Here is an 18,747-nt window from a genome sequence, read left to right on the forward strand (position 1 = left end):
TTTACAATAATTTGATATTTAGTAGAAAAAAAATTCAAATTTTGAATGTTTTTTAGTTATTGATAATTTGTTTATACTTTTTCTTCTTTTTTTGTTATTAATTTTTAAGATTTTTTATAAAGTTCCTTTAGTCTAAAATCAACATATTCTCCATTTTCAATATCTAAAAAGTTGATCGATTTTTCGTGGTTAGAATAAATTGATGTTAGTTCACAAACTGTCAATTTTTTTCTATCTTCTTCAGTTAAAAGATCAGATTCTTCGATAAAATCCTCAAAATACTTTCTAGCATTTTTATTTTTATAATTTTTTTCATATAAACGAATATAATCAAATAATTCGCTTAATTCCTTGTTTGTTCTTCTAATTACGTCAATTTTTAGTTTGTTATCGTAAGAATAAAAAACCGGATCAGTATTTCCACGAAGAAAAATGTCTCTTTCAAGATCAGAAATTTTCTTATTATAATATAAATTTAACGGAAAATATTTTCCATTATAAACATGGTGATAAAACGGGCATTTACCAATTCAGTATAGAACATTTTCGCCATCGCGATAAAGCAAAATTAAATTTGCCGTGACAATTTCCGGGATTCAACCATCAATTGCAGTGTGACGACTAGGTTCGTAGGCAGTATTTAGTCAAAAAACAGGGTTTTTTGAGTCGAACTGATTAAGAATATCATCATAAATTCCGTATTCGGAGCCACCAAAATAATATAATTCAAATTTAGAAATATCAAGTGAAGCCCAACTTTTTAACACTAAACTATCAGGAAGCGGATCTTCTCATGTTGGATCTCAAAGAAAAAAAATAGTTGGACCAAAAATAATTTGAAAAAAATGAACTAAATTTAGTTTATTAGTTCATTTTACCAGATCATCATAATATTTTTGGCCATCTTTGCCGAATAAATTAATGGAGTGCTTGCGATAATTTGACCCAAACTTATTTATTCAACTAATTAAAATTTGACTTCTATCATCTTTTTCAAGGTCAAATTTCTTAATTCCATATTTTTTAAATTTTTCTAAAATATTTTCATAAGTTTCTAATGTTTTTACATTTAGCGCTAAACGAAAATATTCTTCAAAATCTTGAAATTTATCCTTAATTTTTTCCAAATCTTCTTCGATTTTTTGACCTAAATAAATTTTATTAGGATCAAAATGTTTTGAATTATATTCATGCTGAATTGTTAGAAAGTCAAAAATTTTTTCCCGATGATTTTCAAGATTTTTTGGTCTTGCAAACGGAATTAATTCCTCAATTTCGTTAATTATTAACTGTTCAACTTCTTTTAGTCTTTCTTTGTTTGCATAAGACATTCTTAAAATTGAAGGAAAAGAGATTGAATACTGGCAGTTTTTTTCATCATCAATGTTTTCAATCGCTACGACAACCATTTTTATATCAGTTCAAGTACCTTCATCTCAAAAAATTCCGTCTACTCGCCTATATGTTCTAGTTCAACGCCAGTAACGTTCGCTGATTATTTGATAAATTTCTTTAGAAATTTGCTTTTTAAAAAAACTAAAAAATCGCAATTCTTTTGAAAAAAAGACGGCTTTTTGAATTTCTTCAAGTTGAAGTCGATAAACATAATCGCCTTGTTTATAAAGGATTGCGATCATATCTTCGATGGCATTATGTTTAGTAACAAGAGAAGGAAAAGAGTTGATTTCTAAAAAATGTAAAAAATTCTCTTGACAATAAGTAGTTACGCAAGTAAATACTTTAACTCCGTCAGGTCGAATATATGGTTCATTTCAGTGTTTATAAAGATTTCTTGTTGAAATAAAATCTCTTTGATCCACTTGCCTATATCTTAATTCTTTAAATTTCTGCTTAATATTAATGAGGGAATTTGATTGGATCTCCATATAAATAATGAATTCTTTCTATTTTTTGGGTAGTTTTTTACAATAATTTGATATTTAGTAGAAAAAAATTCAAATTTTTAATGTTTTTTGGTTTTTAATAATTTGTTTATACTTTTTCTTCTTTTTTTTGTTATTAATTTTTAAGATTTTTTATAATATTCTTTTAATCTAAAATCAACATATTCTCCATTTTCAATATCTAAAAAGTTGATCGATTTTTCGTGGTCAGAATAAATTGATGTTAGTTCACAAACTGTCATTTTTTTTCTATCCTCATCAGTTAAAAGATCAGATTCTTCGATAAAATCCTCAAAATGCTTTCTAGCATTCTTATTTTTATAATTTTTTTCATATAAACGAATATAATCAAATAATTCGCTTAATTCCTTGTTTGTTCTTCTAATTACGTCAATTTTTAGTTCGTTATCGTAAGAATAAAAAACCGGATCAGTATTTCCGCGAAGAAAAATGTCTCTCTCAAGATCAGAAATTTTCTTATTATAATATAAATTTAACGGAAAATATTTCCCATTATAAACATGGTGATAAAACGGGCATTTACCAATTCAGTATAGAACATTTTCGCCATCGCGATAAAGCAAAATTAAATTTGCCGTGACAATTTCTGGGATTCAACCCTCTGATCCGTAGTTACCACTAGGTTCGTAGGCAGTATTTAGTCAAAAAACAGGGTTTTTTGAGTCGAACTGATTAAGAATATCATCATAAATTCCGTATTCGGAACCACCAAAATAATATAATTCAAATTTAGAAATATCAAGTGAAGCCCAACTTTTTAACACTAAACTATCAGGAATAGGACCATCCAATGTAGGATCTCAAAGAAAATATACGCTGGGACCAAACATAATTTGGAAAAGATGAACTAAATTTACTTTATTAGTTCATTTTTCTAGATCATCATAATATTTTTGACCATCTTTGCCGAATAAATTAATACTGTGTTGACGATAATTTGGTCCAAATTTATTTATTCAACTAATTAAAATTTGACTTCTGTCATCTTTTTCAAGGTCGAATTTCTTAATTCCATATTTTTTAAATTTTTCTAAAATATTTTCATAAGTTTCTAATGTTTTTACATTTAGTGCTAGCGAATAATCGTCTTTTAAATCCTGAAATCCATTTTCAATTTTTTTTAAATCATCTTCGATTTTTTGACCTAAATAAATTTTATTAGGATCAAAATGTTTTGAATTATATTCATGCTGAATTGTTAGAAAGTCAAAAATTTTTTCTCGATGATTTTCAAGATTTTTTGGTTTTGCAAACGGAATTAATTCCTCAATTTCGTTAATTATTAACTGTTCAACTTCTTTTAGTCTTTCTTTGTTTGCATAAGACATTCTTAAAATTGAAGGAAAAGAGATTGAATACTGGCAGTTTTTTTCATCATCAATGTTTTCAATCGCTACGACAACCATTTTTATATCAGTTCAAGTACCTTCATCTCAAAAAATTCCGTCTACTTGCCTATATGTTCTAGTTCAACGCCAGTAACTTTCGCTGATTATTTGATAAATTTCTTTAGAAATTTGCTTTTTAAAAAAACTAAAAAATCGTAATTCTTTTGAAAAAAAGACAGCTTTTTGAATTTCTTCAAGTTGAAGTCGATAAACATAATCGCCTTGTTTATAAAGGATTGCGATCATATCTTCGATAGGATTATGTTCGTAAAAGGAAATGTTATGTTTTAAAAAATTTGTAAACTTTTCTTGACAATAAGTAAATGCGCAAGTAAATACTCTAACTCCGTCAGGTCGAATATATGGTTCATTTCAGTGTTTAAATATATTTCTTGTTGAAATAAAATCTCTTTGATCAACTTGCCTATATCTTAGTTCTTTAAATTTTTGCTTAATATTAATGAGGGAATTTGATTGGATCTCCATATAAATAATGAATTCTTTCTACAGATTTAAGTTCGATTCGATCTTTTTTTTCTTTTTCTTCTCCATCAACATTAGGGCGAAGTTTAACTCTTCTAACATGATAGTTTCTAAAAAGAATTGTTTTATCATCTACCTTTTCCTTAATCCTTTTTTCACGGTTTTTATCCTTCACCTTCCCATCTGCATACAATGTTTCAATTGAGGGCATATTCATATATCAATTTATGCTTTTATCAAAAGGTTGATCGATAAATTTGTCGACAGTATAGTAACTTTTTGGATAATTTTCATCACTATCATTATTTAAATAAGGAACATTATATCCCAATTTAGCGCCAATTAATAAATTAACTGTTGAGGCAACTTTATAGGCTAATTTTTTCATTTTTTTCTTTTTATATGAGTAAAAATTAGGTTTAAAACCTAATTTTTGTGCAAATTTAGGGTTTTGTTCTAAATTAACATTAGGGAAAAAATTGTTGTATAACAAACCTTTAAGGTCAAAAGCATCTTGGAGACTTAAAACCGAAAATTCTCAGGCAAGCGCTTCGCTAATTTTAACAGGGCTAATTAAAAATTTTGGTGCATAACCTGGAACATTATCAAAAAAATAAGCTAAATGGACACCATCAAATTTTTTAAGTTGACTTGTGCTAGTAACTTCAACAAATTCAACTTTAGATAATGCTGCAGCTCTTGAACTTAATTTTGTATTAGTTTTTGAAGCTAAAATATTTAGATCAACAGTGATTGAATTATTAGTTCTAGCAACTATTGCATCTTGATAATCATTTTCTTTTTGCGGTTTTTGTGGTGAATATCTGCCTGGATTGAAAGTAATATTTGGTAGTTTTGGTAAAATTGGTCGGTTTTGATTTGATTGATTTGCAATCCAACTAGCAAAAAGAATACCGCCGGCGCCAAGAATTAAAAACGGAACTGCCGGAGCAAGACCGTTTTTTTGTGGGGGGATTTTTTCCTTAACTGCCGGCGAAATTAGATCATTTTTGTTATCAGACACTGCTGACATCTGGGTGATTTTATATAAATTTTTAGAATTTTCACTTTGATTTTCAATTGTTTTTTGACTAATAACGGCTTGATTTTCCAAACCTTTATTAGTAGCAGAAATTATAGATAATGTCGAAAAAGTTAGGAAAATAAAAAGTTTACTAACTTTTTTAATCAAATTTTTTTTGATTTTCTTCATTTTTTATTTATCAAATTTTTAGATTTTTATTTAGAAGAACAAAAACAAGAAAAAAATACATTTAGTTAATTTGGTTCAAGAAAAATCGCTAAATTTAAAAAAAATACTGTAAAAATCGACGCTTTTTAGAAATAAAAAAATTATTCACTTTTAACTATTAAGGAGTTATGATCCATATCTTGGTGTTTTTCGATTCCAAAATAATCTAAAATAGTAGGTGCAATATTAGCAAGTTTTCCGTCTTTTAATTTAATATTTTTATCACTTGAAATTAACATTACTGGAAAAATTGTATGTTTTGTTGAAGGATTTCCATTTTCATCTTCGGTTAGTTCAGCATTTCCGTGGTCAGCGGTAATAAAAAAGTGGAAATTTTTCACTTTAGCTCATTGATGAATTCGACCGATTTGTGAATCAAGAATTTCAACAGCTTTAATTGTTGACTCTAAATTTCCAGTATGCCCAACCATATCTGGATTTGCAAAATTCATAATAATAAAGTCGTAATTTTCGCCGACTTCAATAAGTTTATCAGTAATTTCAACCGCTGACATTTGTGGAAAATCAGCATAAGATTGAACTTTTAAAGAATCAATTAAAATTCGGTCAGAATTTTTTAGCTCAAGTTCAATCCCACCATCAACAAAAAAGGTAACGTGGGCATATTTTTGTGTTTCAGCGAGCCGAAGTTGTTTTAAACCAGCGTTGTCGATAATTTTTCCAAGCGGATTTTCGACTTTCATTTCCTCAAAAGCGACAAGCGAATTTATCCCTTCATATTTCATCATTGAGACAAAGATGTCGATTTTTACAGGGTTTTTTGGTTTGTTTTTGTATAAATTAGTTCCTAAAATTAAATGACTTAATTGTCTTGCACGATCAGGACGAAAATTGAAAAAAATTACCGGATGATTATCTCCAAGAAAATCGTTTTTATTAACCTTTAAGTTAATTGCTGGCTCGAAAAATTCATCAGTAATTCCTTTTCCGTATTGCAAATTCACATAATCGATTGGATTTGTGAAGGTATTTTCCGCTTTTCCTAAAAGCGCATTATAACCTAATTCAACACGGTCGAACATTTTATCACGATCCATTGAATAAAAACGCCCGGAAATTGAAGCTATTTTATAGTTTTCGTAATTTTTTAGTTTTAAAATCAACTTTTCAATTCACGGTTTGATCGACTTAGGACCAACATCTCTTCCATCACCAAAAAGGTGAATATTTAACTTTTTTACACCAAAATCCGCAGCAAAATCAATTAGCGCAAAAAGATGATCTTGGTGCGAATGAACTCCACCAGGAGAAAAAAGTCCCATTATTTGTAGTGGAAGTCCAGTTTTGATACTATGTTCAAAAGCTTTAATAAACTTCTCGTTTTTGAAAAAAGCGCCTGTTTTTAAAGCATTATTTATAATTGAAATCCCTGTATAGACAATAAAACCAGCACCAATATTTAAATGACCAACTTCGCTATTTCCCATTTGACCAGCAGGAAGTCCCACTTCTTCACCAGAAGCGGTGATTAAACTATGAGGATAATTTTGAAAAAGACTATCAAAAACAGGGGTTTTTGCAAGCGCAAAACCATTTCCTTGTTTTTCAGAGCGCAACCCTAGACCATCAATGATAATTAAAACTAATTTTTTCTTCATTTTTTCCTACTTTTTTGCATTTTTGACAGAACGCATTACCGCTCTGATTTGAGCCTCAGAAGGCTTTCGCCCCATTTGCATATACATTGCACGAATCATGCTTTCAGTTATCGGTGGATTTTCACGAATTTGTTTTTCAAACATTTTTTTTGAAACTACCAAAGCAATAATCGCCCCAGCAATAAACAAAACAATTCCGACACCAATTGTAATTCCAATTCAACCACCAAGACCAACACCGCCAGCAACGTTAATATTGGACTGAATTTTTTCGGTGTTTTCGGCGAATAAACTAACTATTTTTATCATTTTTTTCCTCTAATTTCATATAGACTTTATCGGTAATACTGAAATGCAATTTTACATTTTCTTCAAGGAAAATTTTGCCATATTTTCCAATTTGTTGAACGCAAAAATTAACAATTTTTTCAATTTGGTTAGAACCAGCAGGAAAAATTGCATTTCATTTCTGTTGCCTTTGAATAAATTTTTGATTTAAAGCGTGTTTTGCAATTATTGATGCAGCGCCAACTTGCTTAATTTTTGTATCAGCTTTTTTTTCTAAAATTAAAGGAAATTTTTCAAAATCCCAAGTTTCTAGTTTGAAGATTCGGGAAATTTTTGAGAAATACTCAGCAAATTTTCTTTCACTGACAAAACCATCGATAAAAATTTTGTCAATTTTTTCATCTTTAAAAGTAAAAGTTAATTTCTGAAGAACTTTAAAATACGAAAAAGCTTTAATTTCGTGTGAATTTAAACCTTTTGTTATCAATTTGTTATACTCATTCATCTCAAGGCTAATAAATTCATAACTAATTTTTTTGTCTAATATTACAAAAATGTCGTTAATTTTCTTTTCGTTTAAAAGTTTTGAATCAGAAATTTTGTCCAAAATTTCGACATCAATTTCACTTTCACGAAAAACGGCACAACAAACAGTTAAATTTGTAAAATACTCACCAACTCCGACTTCATCACAACCAATTACTAATTCATCAGGTTTGTATAATTCTGATCTAAACAAGATCATCTTCCTTTAAGTTAAGAATTTGTTCTTTAATTTTAGCAATTACTTTTGGTTTATTTAGTTTTCAGTCAACAAAATTGATAATAAGAACTGGATATTGTTTTTTTTCAATAAATTTAATTGCATCAAAATATTGAATGTATTCTTCGGGGGTTTTATATTCTAATGAATCAAGGTAAATTGCAAACAAAAGGTCGCCTTGGTCGAAAATAGCGACATCGATTTCTTCGCTACCAACAACAAAGTTTGCTTTTACTTCGAAATCGGGAAAATTTGAAGAAAATTCTTCGATAAATTCCTGTTGAAAGTTAGCGAAAAAACTTGTTTTTGAGACTTTTTTTAATTCAGTTAGTGAAAGTTCAGTTTTCTTTTTACGTGAATAATGAATTTGTGATTGAACATCTAAGTCAAGGAAATTGATTCATTCTTTGAAAATTTCAAGATCCTCGGAATTTGAAGAGTTTTGAATTTCATCGGCATTGATTGATTTGCAAATTACCATTTTTTGGCGAGCACGCGAGGTGGCAACATTTAAGGCGTTTTTTCCACCTTTTCTTGCGATATAAGTAGAACCAAATTTTGCACTTTGGTCATAGGCGACTGAAACAATTACTAGATCAGCTTCGTCTCCTTGAATATTTTCAAGACTATTTACAATAATTTTATCAGTATAAATTAGCCTTTCAATTTCAGGGTAGGATTCAAAAATAATTTTTTCAATAGCATTTTGCTGATTTTTGTTAAAAGCAAGAATTATCATTGTTGGAAATTTATTGATATTTCTTTGCGCAATTTCCACAACCGCCTTTGCTTCAACGATATTTTGCTGTCCGTCTCATTGTCCGTTAACATTATGAACTTCAATTACATCATTTCCTTCAAATTTGTAATTATTCGCAATTTTAAGATCTGAATCGTAAAAATGACGTGAATTAAAAGTCATTAGTGAAGCATGATGAGAACGATAATTTTTGTCAAGCATAATATTAAACACACCTTTTGAATGGGCATATTCAAGAATTGATTCAATATTTGCAAAGGCATCATCCTCTGATTCTTCGTTTAATTTAGATGCAAATCAACGAATCGGTTGCATTTGCTGGTGATCACCAACTAAAACTTTTATTTTTCCATAAAATAAAAGTGGAAGTGCTTCTTCTAAAAACATTTGTGAAGCTTCATCAATAATTACGTAGTCAAAATGTTTTTTTTCAAACATTACAAGTTCAATGTCAGGTGTTGTAATGATAACTGGGAATAAAACCTTGATAATTTCAGCGTGTTTTAATAAGAATTTATAAGGTGACATTTTCTTTTTTTGTTTAACACTAAGGCGGAAACGAGTATAAAGTTGCTGGAATTCGCTGTCATTGTTCAATTTAGCCAGTATTTCAAAGACTTTTTTAGCATGATGAACAAATAATGCTTTATCATCAAGGTATTCGACTTTTGGTTTTCTAGCAAAATTTAGAAACTTTTCAAGATTTTCAAAATTAGAAATTTCTAATTTTGAAATCTTATTGTAAATATTTTCCAAATTATCATCATAATTTGCTAAATTTTCAATAATTAAATTAACATCTTCACGCAATTCGGTTGAAACAAAATGCTTTGCTTTTTCAACAAAATTTAATTTACGTTTTAACTGTGATTCGATAATGTGAATTTTAAGTTTTTGTTCAGAACCACGCGGCGAACGTTTTGGATTAATGTTTATTGACTTATTTATTTTAAAAAGTGCTTCTGCAACGTTGAGTGCAAAGAAATTATTGGCATTTTCAATTGTTTTATAGGCATCGAGCGTATTTGTTAAGGTTTCGACTTTTGGGAAAATTTTAAGTAAAAGTTCCAAATATTGGCGATCATCGTCTGAAAAAACTTTAATTTCACCCAATTTGGATTCCATATTGAAATTTTCAATGTTTTTAATATATTCTTCAATAGGCTTGTAAAAATCTTTATAATTTTCAAGTTTTTCATTGATTACAAAAAGGCAAAAAAAGGACATCATTTTCAGCCTTTTTCTAAGAACAACAAGTGCAATTTTTTTCTGCGAACTAACAAGTGCGGTTCTGTTGAGCGAAATAATGTTTGAAATTATATTAGCAATTGTTTGTGATTTTCCCGTTCCTGGTGGACCTCAAATAATTGTATTGTGCAAAATCGCTGAAATGTGTGCATAATCTTGAGTATAGTTGGTAGGTTGAATTTTAAAAAAACCTGTAAATTTAGGTGAAAAAATTGATTTTTCAATATTATTACGATAAACATTTTTATTAATATCAACATCAATAAGATTATGAATTTCACCAGTTTTAATCATTTTTTCCATAATTCGGCGTTGATGTGATCCGCCGATATTGAAAAATCCTAAAACAACTCCAGGATGAAAAATTATGCTATCTTCATTTGAAGCAAAATCCTTTGGAACCCGACCTTCAATATTTGGAATTTCAAATTTATCGTTGTAAAATTTTTTTATATTTTCCACTAAATCTTCGATTGAAAATTCCGAAAAATCAAAATTGAAATTAAAATCTATATCAAGCTTTTTTAAAAAAGCAAGAAGTTTATTATTTAATTTAATGTGACCGTCAGCATTAAGCCGTGGGACTGAATTTACAATTGTAACTTCACATTCTTTCACAAACAAGGGACCAAAAAAACTTCGATCCTCAATTGTTAACGAAATATAAAAAAATCCAATGTGTAAAGGCCAAACATTTCTGTCTCTTAAAATATCATAAGCCTTTTTAATTAAGCGCTTTCACTTTGCTAAACTAGTTTGTTTTTTATAAGAAATTTTGTTTAAAATTTCCTTTTTCCCTAACTGAAAATCGGAATTAAGCGATCTTAAAACAAGTGGATTTAATTTGTAATCTGAACTTTTTAAAAATTCAACTAGTTCATCTTTGTTATCAATTTCTTCGATTTTTTCAGTAAAATCATCAATTTCACTAGTTGAAAGCGAGACAGATGAAATAGGTGATGTGATTAATTTTTTAAAATCACTTAACTTTAATACTGAATATAAATCGATATAATTTTCGTTATCAAGTCTTGTAAAAAGCGCCGAATCTGAACGCTCGACTGTAATTAAATTTGCGAGTAGACGTTCATAACTTAAATTTTGATTTGGATTATTGTTCAAGTTTGGGTTTTCACGGTTATGGTTTCCAAATTTTTGCATTTTAACGTAATTTCCTTGGTATTTTCTAAACTTTTCTAAACTTATTCAAAATTATTTATGGCTTCTGAAATTGCCTTTGATTTATTACCAACAATTAAACTAATCGTTTCCGAGTTAACAACAATTCCTGAAACTCCTTTTAATTTTTTGATTTTTTCAAAATCGAGATTTTCTGTTGATTTTAATTGAATTTTTAACCTGGAAATACTAAAATCGCTTGATTTAATATTTTTTTTTCCTCCTAACAGATTGATTAACTCCTCAATTTTAAAATCAAATTTTTTTTCAAAAGTAAGATCAGATTTTGTTTTATTGTGTTTTTTGTTAATGTGTTTGGCAAAAAAACCAAAGCTAAAAATTTGCAAAAGAAAATAAATGATTTTGGAAATTAGCTTCATAATTATGTTCTTAATTATACTCATTTTTAAAACTTTTCTGCTAATTATGTTAAAATTTTTTCATTATGAAAAAAAGATTGGTAAGTGGAATAACAGCAACAGGACAACTAACAATTGGGAACTTTTTAGGTTCAATAAAACCAAGCCTTAATTTGCAGAATGAATTTGAAAATTTCATTTTTGTTGCTGATTTGCACGCATTAACATTACCAATTAGTCCAGAAAAATTGGCTGAAAACCGTAAAAATATTTTTGCCTTCTATCTTGCTTGCGGTTTTGATCCTGAAAAAACGGTCTTATTTTTCCAATCGGAAATTAGTGCTCATTCTGAACTTTTTTGACTTTTACAATCACAAACAACAATTGGCGAATTGTCAAGGATGACGCAATTTAAAGACAAATCGCGACAAAAACAGGAAAATAATACTGAAAAAATCCCAACAGGATTGCTAACTTATCCAATTCTAATGGCTGCCGATATTCTTTTATACAATCCTGATTTTGTCACGGTTGGCGCTGATCAATTGCAGCATTTGGAATTAACACGGAAAATTGCGCAAAGATTTAACAAAACTTTTAAAACAAGTTTTACGATTCCAGAAGCTATAATTTCAAATTCTGCACAAAAAATAATGTCACTGACTGATCCACAGAAAAAAATGTCTAAATCAACCACGGTAAAAAATTCTGCTATTTTTCTAACTGATTCGCCAGAAATCGCCTATAAAAAAATTCAAAAAGCACAAACAGATTCTGAAAATAAAATTTATTTTAGTGATGAAAAACCAGGAATTGTTAATCTTTTGAACATTTTTATGGCTTTTACTGGAAAAAACCAAGAAGAATGTCTCGCTTTTTTTGAAAATCAGTCTTACCAATTTCTAAAACAAACAGTTGGAAAAATAGTTGCTGATTTTTTAGAAGATTTACAACAAAAATACCAAAAAAATCTAGAATTAGTCGATGATTTAGCAAAAAAAGGGGCTGAAAAAGCCAATCAAATCGCTAATTACAACCTTTTAAAAATAAAAGAAAAAATGGGTCTATAACTTATGGAATTAAAAATTGACTATGAATTAAATCACTCAACTTCACACCTTTTAGCGCTTGCTATTAAAACACTTTTTCCAAATGTTAAATTAGGATTTGGTCCTGTTTCTGAAGATGGATTTTATTATGATTTTGACTTTGATTTTTCACTTTCAGATTCAGATTTTCCTAAAATTGAAAAGTTGATGAAAAAATTAGTAACAAAAAATCTGAAAATTATTGAAACTGATGGTAAAAATCTAGATTTTAATGAACAAATTTATAAACAAGAACTAAAAAATGAACTAGAAAATAATGGACAAAAAATTAGCTATTATTCGATAGTAGATGCCGAAAATAACGTGCTTTTTGAAGATTTATGTGCTGGTAAACATCTTGAATCTTTAAATAAAATTAAGAATTTTAAACTCTTAAAAATAGCAGGAGCGTATTGGCGCGGCGATTCTAATAACAAGCAACTAACACGTATTTACGGCACAAGTTGAGACTCAAAAGAAAATCTTGCAAAATTTCTTGAAATTTTGCAAGAAAGACAAGAAAGAGATCACCGTAGAATTGGTTCGAGATTGAAACTTTTTAGTTTTAGTTCCTATTTTGGACTTGGTTTCCCAGTTTGACTAGAAAACGGGATGAAAGTTCATAACAAAATTCGTCAGAAAATTCTTGAATTTGACCGTAATTACGGATTTAAAGAAGTTCTAACCCCCCATTTTGGTCACCAAAAACTCTATGAAATTTCAGGGCATTTATCGCATTATAAAGACGATATGTTTTCTGCTCTTAAGGTTGAAACTGAACCGTTGATTCCGCGTCCAATGACTTGTCCACACCATATTATTTTATTTTCGCAACAACATTTTAGTTACCGAAATTTGCCATACAGAATTTCAGAACAGTCAAGATTGTATCGGTATGAAAAATCAGGAGCACTTTCTGGTCTTGAGCGAGTTCGGGCAATGGATTTAACTGAAGGTCATATTTTTGTTAGTAAAAATCAAATTTTTAGCGAAATTAAACATCTTTTTAAAATGATTACGGAAGTTTTAGAGTTTTTTAAAATTAAAATTTTCTATATCTCTTTTTCAAAAAGAGACCCTGAAAATAAAGATAAATTTTTCCAAGACGAACTGATGTGAAACCAGGCTGAATCTGATTTAAAGCAGTTTTTAGATGAAAACAATGTTAAATATATTGAAAAAATTGGCGAGGCAGCCTTTTATGGTCCAAAAATTGACTTTCAAATCAAAACCGCTTTAAATAAAGAAATTACAATTTCGACCTTACAGTTAGATTTTCTTTTACCACAAAAATTTGGAATTAGTTTTACAAATGATTTAAACCAAAAGGAAACACCAATTTTGATTCACCGCGGATTAATTGGAACTTATGAAAGATTTATTGCAATTTTATTAGAACAAACCAAAGGAAATTTACCTTTTTGATTATCACCAAGACAAATTATTGTAATTCCTGTAACAGAAAAACATTATGATTTTGCGCAAAAAGTTCATGAAATCCTTTTTGATCTTGGATTTCATTCGGAAATTGATATTCGCTCTGAGCGAATTTCTCGGAAAATTCGCGAAGCAAACTTACAAAAAATAAGTTTTCAATTGATAATTGGCGATGAAGAAATTGAAAAAAACGAAATCTCTTATCGTGAATACGGATCGCCAGAAACATATAAAATTTCATTAGTTGCTTTTATTGATTTATTAAAAAATCGCGAAAAAAATGCATAAAAAAATAACAAAAATTCCTGATTTTTTCTTTGCACTAATAACTATTATTGCACCAATTGGTGTAGTTTATGCATTTTTTTCACCTGATTTTTATGGAAAGGAACTAATTTCTTACTGAATTTTATTTGTTATTAGTATTTTAATTTTCCTTTTTTCGATTGTTGTTTCGACTATTCTAACTAAATTAAAAGTTGTTAATTTTTCCTTTGCTTTTTACTATTCCGTTATTTCATTTTCACTAACCATTTTGCTTTTGACTTATCCGTTTAGTCTTTTTTGAAAATTGCTAATTTTACGAGTATTTTTAGTTTTATTATCGATTTTTTTAATTATTCCTTCGTTAATAATCAAAAAGAAAATTGAGCAATTTAGTCGAAAGAGAAAAGTGAAAAAAATACAATAAAAGGTTAAAAAAGGCAAAAAATGGTCTTTTTGTTATAATTTAGTATATATAATTTTAAGGAAAATTAGATATGGAAATAAATAAAGTTAAAAATTATGATATCGTCATCATTGGCGCCGGAATTATCGGAACTAATATTGCATATGAATTAAGTAAATTCGATCTAAAAATAGCAATTTTAGAGAAAAACGAATACCCTGCGGTTGAAACAACAACCGGAAATTCTGGTATAATTCATTGCGGTTTTGACCCAAGTCCTGGAAAATTAAAGGCAAAATTGAATGTTTTAGGTCATAAATTATGGGTCGAAAATATTTTTCCAAAAATTAAATTCCCACGAAAAAAAGCTAAAAGTATCGTTTTGGCTTTTGATTCCGAAGAAGAGCAAGTAATTCACAACCTTTACAAACGTGGTTTTACTAACGGTGTTAATCCAAATGATTTAAAAATTTTAGACAAAAAACAACTTAAAACTGAACACCCATTAGTTTCTGATTTAGCAACTTTGGCACTTGAGTGCTCTAGTTCTTGAGTTGTTGATCCAGCAAAAGCTGCACTTGCATTTTTGGAAATTTCACGTAAAAATGGTTTAGATTTTTATAATAAATCTAAAGTTATTTCAATTTCAAAAAAAGATGAACTTTTCAAAATTGAAACTGAAAATACACAAAATCCGCTTTTCCGGTCAAAAATTATCATTAATGCTGCTGGACATTTTGCCGATGAAATCGGCAAAATTGCAGGTTTTAATGAATTTAGTCAAAAACAAAGACGTGGGCAATATTTAATTCTTAAAAACCATCCTAATGTAAAAGATGTTTATTTTTTAGTTCCTTCAAAATATGGAAAAGGTGTGATTGTCGCTCCTCGACCTGATGGAAATATTTTAGTAGGACCTACCGCTGAAGAAAATATCCCTAAAAATAAAGTAAATTGCCTTGATTTTGATCTTATTAGTCAAATCCAACAAATCGGACACAAAATAATTCCCAGTTTGGACTATCAAGAAACCTTTTTAACACTTGCTGGTTCTCGCCCAATTGAAATTCAAAAAAGCGACTTTGTTATTAGAACTTCAAATAGTGATTCAAATTTTATTTTTGCAGCCGGAATGCAATCTCCTGGATTATCAGCGGCGCCTGCGATCGCATTAGAAATAGTTAATTTAGTTAAAAAACAGGTAAAACTTGTTCAAAAAGAAAGACTAATCCAAGAAATTGAATATATTTAGTTTTTCCATAAGTAAAAAAAGAAAAATTTTTTCCTTGAATTTTTCAGATTTTAAAAGTTCATATAACAACATCATAAAACTTAAAATACGCCGTTTTTATTTTATCAAATTATATTTTAAGGGATAAAAACTAATTAAAAATCTTCAACTTCAATTTTAATAGTAAAATTAGGAAGTTGAAGACAAATAAAAAACCAACAAAAAACCTAGAATTTTTGAAATTAGCATTCTAGGTTTTTTGTTGGTTTAAAATAAACAAATTAGTTTAAAGATAAAATTAACCTTTAATTTCAACTGGAATTTTTAAATCTTTTAGAGTTTTAATAACATTTTGGTTAGAACCGCCATAAACTATTCTAATTTTCTTAAGATCAATTCCGATAAAAGCTTCTTTTGAAATTTTTTCTAATGAATTTGGTAGGTGAATAATTTGTAAATTGCTTAAATTATTAAAAGTAAAATCGGGAATTTCTGTAACCCCTTCGCTAATTTCAATTTCTTGAAGACTTTGGTTAAAAGAAAAAGTGTGAGGATCTAACTTGGCGTTTTTGGAGGTAACAACTTTTCCTTGAAAATTAAGCGGAACAAAAAGGATTTTGCTTAAATCATTATTATATAAAATTCCGCCAAAACTTCTAAATCAGTAATTACCTGGTTCAACATCAATTTTTTCTAAATTTTTAGCACTTAAAGTAATTTTTTGATCTTCAATTGATTTCAGTGTTTTTGGTAAAAATATTGATTTTCTCTCATACTTTTCGGGAACTAAAATTAGTTTTGTAAAATCCTTATTGTATAAAAGTCCATCTTTTGAAGCAAAATAAGGATTTTCTTGGTCAACAACGATATTTTTAACATTAAAAGTTCCACTTTTGTATTCAATTTGTGAAACATTTTTGCTAACATATAATGTTTCTGTTTGTTTTAAAACTTCCTGCGAGATACCGACAACTTTAAATTGATTGTTAATTTGTTCAATTGGTTTAACTTCTGAATTTGTACTAGAAAAAAGTGAAACACCTAAATTATATTCATATTTTTGTCCATTTTTTGAATAGTAAGTATCTAAAATCCGAAATGTTTTATGGTCTTTCGCAAATTCCTCATCAGTTCTTTGAAATTGCCCCCATGTTGGATCAGAGTGAAAATATTCTTTACTTTTAGAATCATAGACTAAATTTCATTGGTGTGCACCGTATTTTGACCAACCAATTACAATTGAATTTTTAATGCCTATTGAATCTAGCATCGCTTTGTACAAATTTGAATATCCACCGCAAACGGCATAAAGAAAATCGATAACATCTGCGGGATTAATTGCTGGAATTTTGGTTAAATCATAGGCATATTTCACATTTTGATGAATTCAGTTAAAAATTGTTCTGATTTTAGATTCTTCATCTTTTTTCCCTTCTTTTTCTATTAATTTTCTAGTAAATTCGGCAACTTTTTGACGGTGTTTTTCCGTATAACCTTGAAATTGAAAAGGTTCTACATAATTTTGACCAACTAAATTCATAAAACTTCGAGCATTTTTATTTGAAATTAGGTTAGTTTCTCAATTTTGGTAGTCCCTTGCTTCAACTGGAACGTCGTTATTTTCTTCTTTCTTGAAGTTGCTAATCTCTAAATTAGGAGAATAATTAGCGGGAATTTCCGGTGCATTTTTGTAATTTTTTTTAATTTCGTTAAATAATTGTGAAAGTTTTTGAAAATTATTTTCGAAAAAATTATCACTTAATTTGCTATTATTAATAGATTTTTGATATTCAATTTCATCAATAGTCGAATTTAATTTATCTTTCAAAGTTTCGTATTTTAATGACTTTAATTCATTAGTGACGAAATTTTTAATCACATCTTCAAGTTCTGAATATTTTTGCGAAAAATTTTTAACAACGTTTACTTGTTTTTCAATTTTATCAAACTTTTCTTCTTTTGAAAGATCTTTACTTTTTTCGATTTTAGAATCACTGTGATGATTGGTTTGCGAAAAATTTACCCCACAAGAAGTTAAAAGTACAAAACTTGAACTTAACAATATTAGAAAAGTTGGTTTTTTATAAATTTTCATTTTTCCTCTATCTAACTTTCCTTTATCCGTATTAATAAAAAAGTGGTATCTATGAAAATTATATACGAAAAAAAAAAAAAAAAGATTTAAATTAACAAAAACACACCTTTTAGAAGTGTGTTAAGCAAATTTTGTTGTTTGTAATAAGTTATTATTTCAAATTTTTTAAGCAAAATGATAAACTTTTTTAGTTTTTTAAACTGCTAACGTAATTAAACCAAGAATAAGACCTGCTAAACTTGGAGCAATAATTGGGTTTCAAGCATAACTAAAACCTAAAATTTCTTTTCAATTTCCGACAGTTGCAAATTCTTTTCTTTTTTTCAAAATTAAAGTTGCAAACATAAAATAAACTAATCTTGGACCAAAATCACGAGCAGGATTGATTGCATAACCAGTTGAAGACCCAAGTGAAAGTCCAATTGAAAGCACAATTAGAGCAACAATTACTGGCCTCATTGTTGGAAATGATTTTTTTAATAGGAAAATTGTGCCTAGTAAAACAATAGTTCCGACAAATTCGTATAAAAAATTAGTTACATAAGATTTTTGATAAGCTGGACCAGTGTGATGACAAGATGCGATAACTTCGGCTTTTGTTTCTTTGATGTGAGGTCAATTTATCGTATTAAGAATCGTCTGCCCAAAAATTGCGCCTAAAATTTCAAAAGGAATTAACGCTAATAATTCCGCTTTTTTTTCACTAATAGCAAAAAATATTGAAACTGCAGGGTTTAAATGGGCAACTGATGCTGACGTAATTCCGTTTGAAACTATAATTCCCAAAAGAACTCCAAGCGCTCAACCAAGGGCGATTACAATTCATTTTCCTGATTGATTTGCAAACATTTTAGTCGCATTCACACTATAATTTACGCCATTCCCGAGTAAAATTAGCGTTGCAGTGCCGAGAAATTCAGCTAAAAAAAGGATACTTTCCATTTAATTTTTCCTCTATTTTT

General features: G+C 28.6%; 14 protein-coding genes. 4 read left to right on the forward strand and 10 right to left on the reverse strand.

The features are described from left to right. Positions 1 to 104: 104 nt before the first annotated feature. The 8 genes from MDIS_RS02975 to MDIS_RS03010 form a co-directional block, all read right to left on the reverse strand. The gene (locus MDIS_RS02975; RefSeq protein WP_044635575.1) at positions 105 to 1,886 is read right to left on the reverse strand and encodes a hypothetical protein; all 1,782 of its coding nucleotides are present in this window, start codon (positions 1,884 to 1,886) and stop codon (positions 105 to 107) included. Between the two features lie 140 nt (positions 1,887 to 2,026). Further along, positions 2,027 to 3,799, reverse strand: a complete 1,773-nt coding sequence (locus tag MDIS_RS02980) for a hypothetical protein (protein WP_044635576.1) — start codon at positions 3,797 to 3,799, stop codon at positions 2,027 to 2,029. Next, the gene (locus MDIS_RS02985; protein ID WP_044635577.1) at positions 3,771 to 5,009 is read right to left on the reverse strand and encodes a hypothetical protein; all 1,239 of its coding nucleotides are present in this window, start codon (positions 5,007 to 5,009) and stop codon (positions 3,771 to 3,773) included. The genes MDIS_RS02980 and MDIS_RS02985 overlap by 29 nt, the downstream gene beginning before the upstream one ends. 140 nt (positions 5,010 to 5,149) lie before the next feature. Further along, a complete protein-coding gene (gpmI, locus tag MDIS_RS02990; protein WP_044635578.1) occupies positions 5,150 to 6,667 on the reverse strand; it encodes a 2,3-bisphosphoglycerate-independent phosphoglycerate mutase in 1,518 nt (505 codons plus the stop codon). 6 nt (positions 6,668 to 6,673) lie between these two features. Next, positions 6,674 to 6,976, reverse strand: a complete 303-nt coding sequence (locus tag MDIS_RS02995) for a YneF family protein (protein ID WP_084217553.1) — start codon at positions 6,974 to 6,976, stop codon at positions 6,674 to 6,676. Next, positions 6,960 to 7,700 carry a ribonuclease HIII gene (locus tag MDIS_RS03000; protein WP_044635579.1) on the reverse strand — a complete coding sequence of 247 codons (741 nt, stop codon included), beginning with the start codon at positions 7,698 to 7,700 and terminating at the stop codon, positions 6,960 to 6,962. Before MDIS_RS03000 ends, MDIS_RS02995 begins: the two co-directional genes overlap by 17 nt. Further along, entirely contained in the window at positions 7,687 to 10,887 is a 3,201-nt protein-coding gene (locus MDIS_RS03005; protein WP_044635580.1) for a DEAD/DEAH box helicase, read from the reverse strand. The genes MDIS_RS03000 and MDIS_RS03005 overlap by 14 nt, the downstream gene beginning before the upstream one ends. A 41-nt stretch (positions 10,888 to 10,928) precedes the next feature. Next, positions 10,929 to 11,309, reverse strand: coding sequence for a PTS transporter subunit EIIB (locus MDIS_RS03010; protein WP_232034212.1), 381 nt, complete (start codon positions 11,307 to 11,309; stop codon positions 10,929 to 10,931). Between the two features lie 41 nt (positions 11,310 to 11,350). On the opposite strand from MDIS_RS03010, the gene trpS reads away from it, so the two are divergent. The 4 genes from trpS (at position 11,351) to glpO (ending at position 15,711) form a co-directional block, all read left to right on the forward strand. Continuing rightward, complete coding sequence (gene trpS, locus MDIS_RS03015; RefSeq protein ID WP_044635582.1) at positions 11,351 to 12,334, forward strand: tryptophan--tRNA ligase; 984 nt, start codon at positions 11,351 to 11,353, stop codon at positions 12,332 to 12,334. Between the two features lie 3 nt (positions 12,335 to 12,337). Beyond that, positions 12,338 to 14,077, forward strand: coding sequence for a threonine--tRNA ligase (gene thrS, locus MDIS_RS03020; protein WP_044635583.1), 1,740 nt, complete (start codon positions 12,338 to 12,340; stop codon positions 14,075 to 14,077). After that, the gene (locus MDIS_RS03025; protein WP_044635584.1) at positions 14,070 to 14,480 is read left to right on the forward strand and encodes an MAG3450 family membrane protein; all 411 of its coding nucleotides are present in this window, start codon (positions 14,070 to 14,072) and stop codon (positions 14,478 to 14,480) included. Before thrS ends, MDIS_RS03025 begins: the two co-directional genes overlap by 8 nt. A gap of 70 nt (positions 14,481 to 14,550) precedes the next feature. Continuing rightward, the gene (gene glpO / locus MDIS_RS03030; RefSeq protein ID WP_044635585.1) at positions 14,551 to 15,711 is read left to right on the forward strand and encodes a type 2 glycerol-3-phosphate oxidase; all 1,161 of its coding nucleotides are present in this window, start codon (positions 14,551 to 14,553) and stop codon (positions 15,709 to 15,711) included. Between the two features lie 277 nt (positions 15,712 to 15,988). Here glpO and MDIS_RS03035 read toward each other — a convergent pair whose 3' ends face one another. Then, positions 15,989 to 17,785: a leucine-rich repeat protein gene (locus MDIS_RS03035; RefSeq protein ID WP_044635586.1), complete on the reverse strand. Its 1,797-nt coding sequence runs from the start codon at positions 17,783 to 17,785 to the stop codon at positions 15,989 to 15,991. Between the two features lie 195 nt (positions 17,786 to 17,980). Continuing rightward, a complete protein-coding gene (locus MDIS_RS03040) occupies positions 17,981 to 18,727 on the reverse strand; it encodes an MIP/aquaporin family protein (protein ID WP_044635587.1) in 747 nt (248 codons plus the stop codon). Between the last annotated feature and the right edge of the window lie 20 nt (positions 18,728 to 18,747).

Origin of the sequence: Mesomycoplasma dispar (genome assembly GCF_000941075.1) — a bacterium.
In the GTDB taxonomy this organism is placed as follows: Bacteria; Bacillota_I; Bacilli_A; order Mycoplasmatales; family Metamycoplasmataceae; genus Mesomycoplasma; species Mesomycoplasma dispar.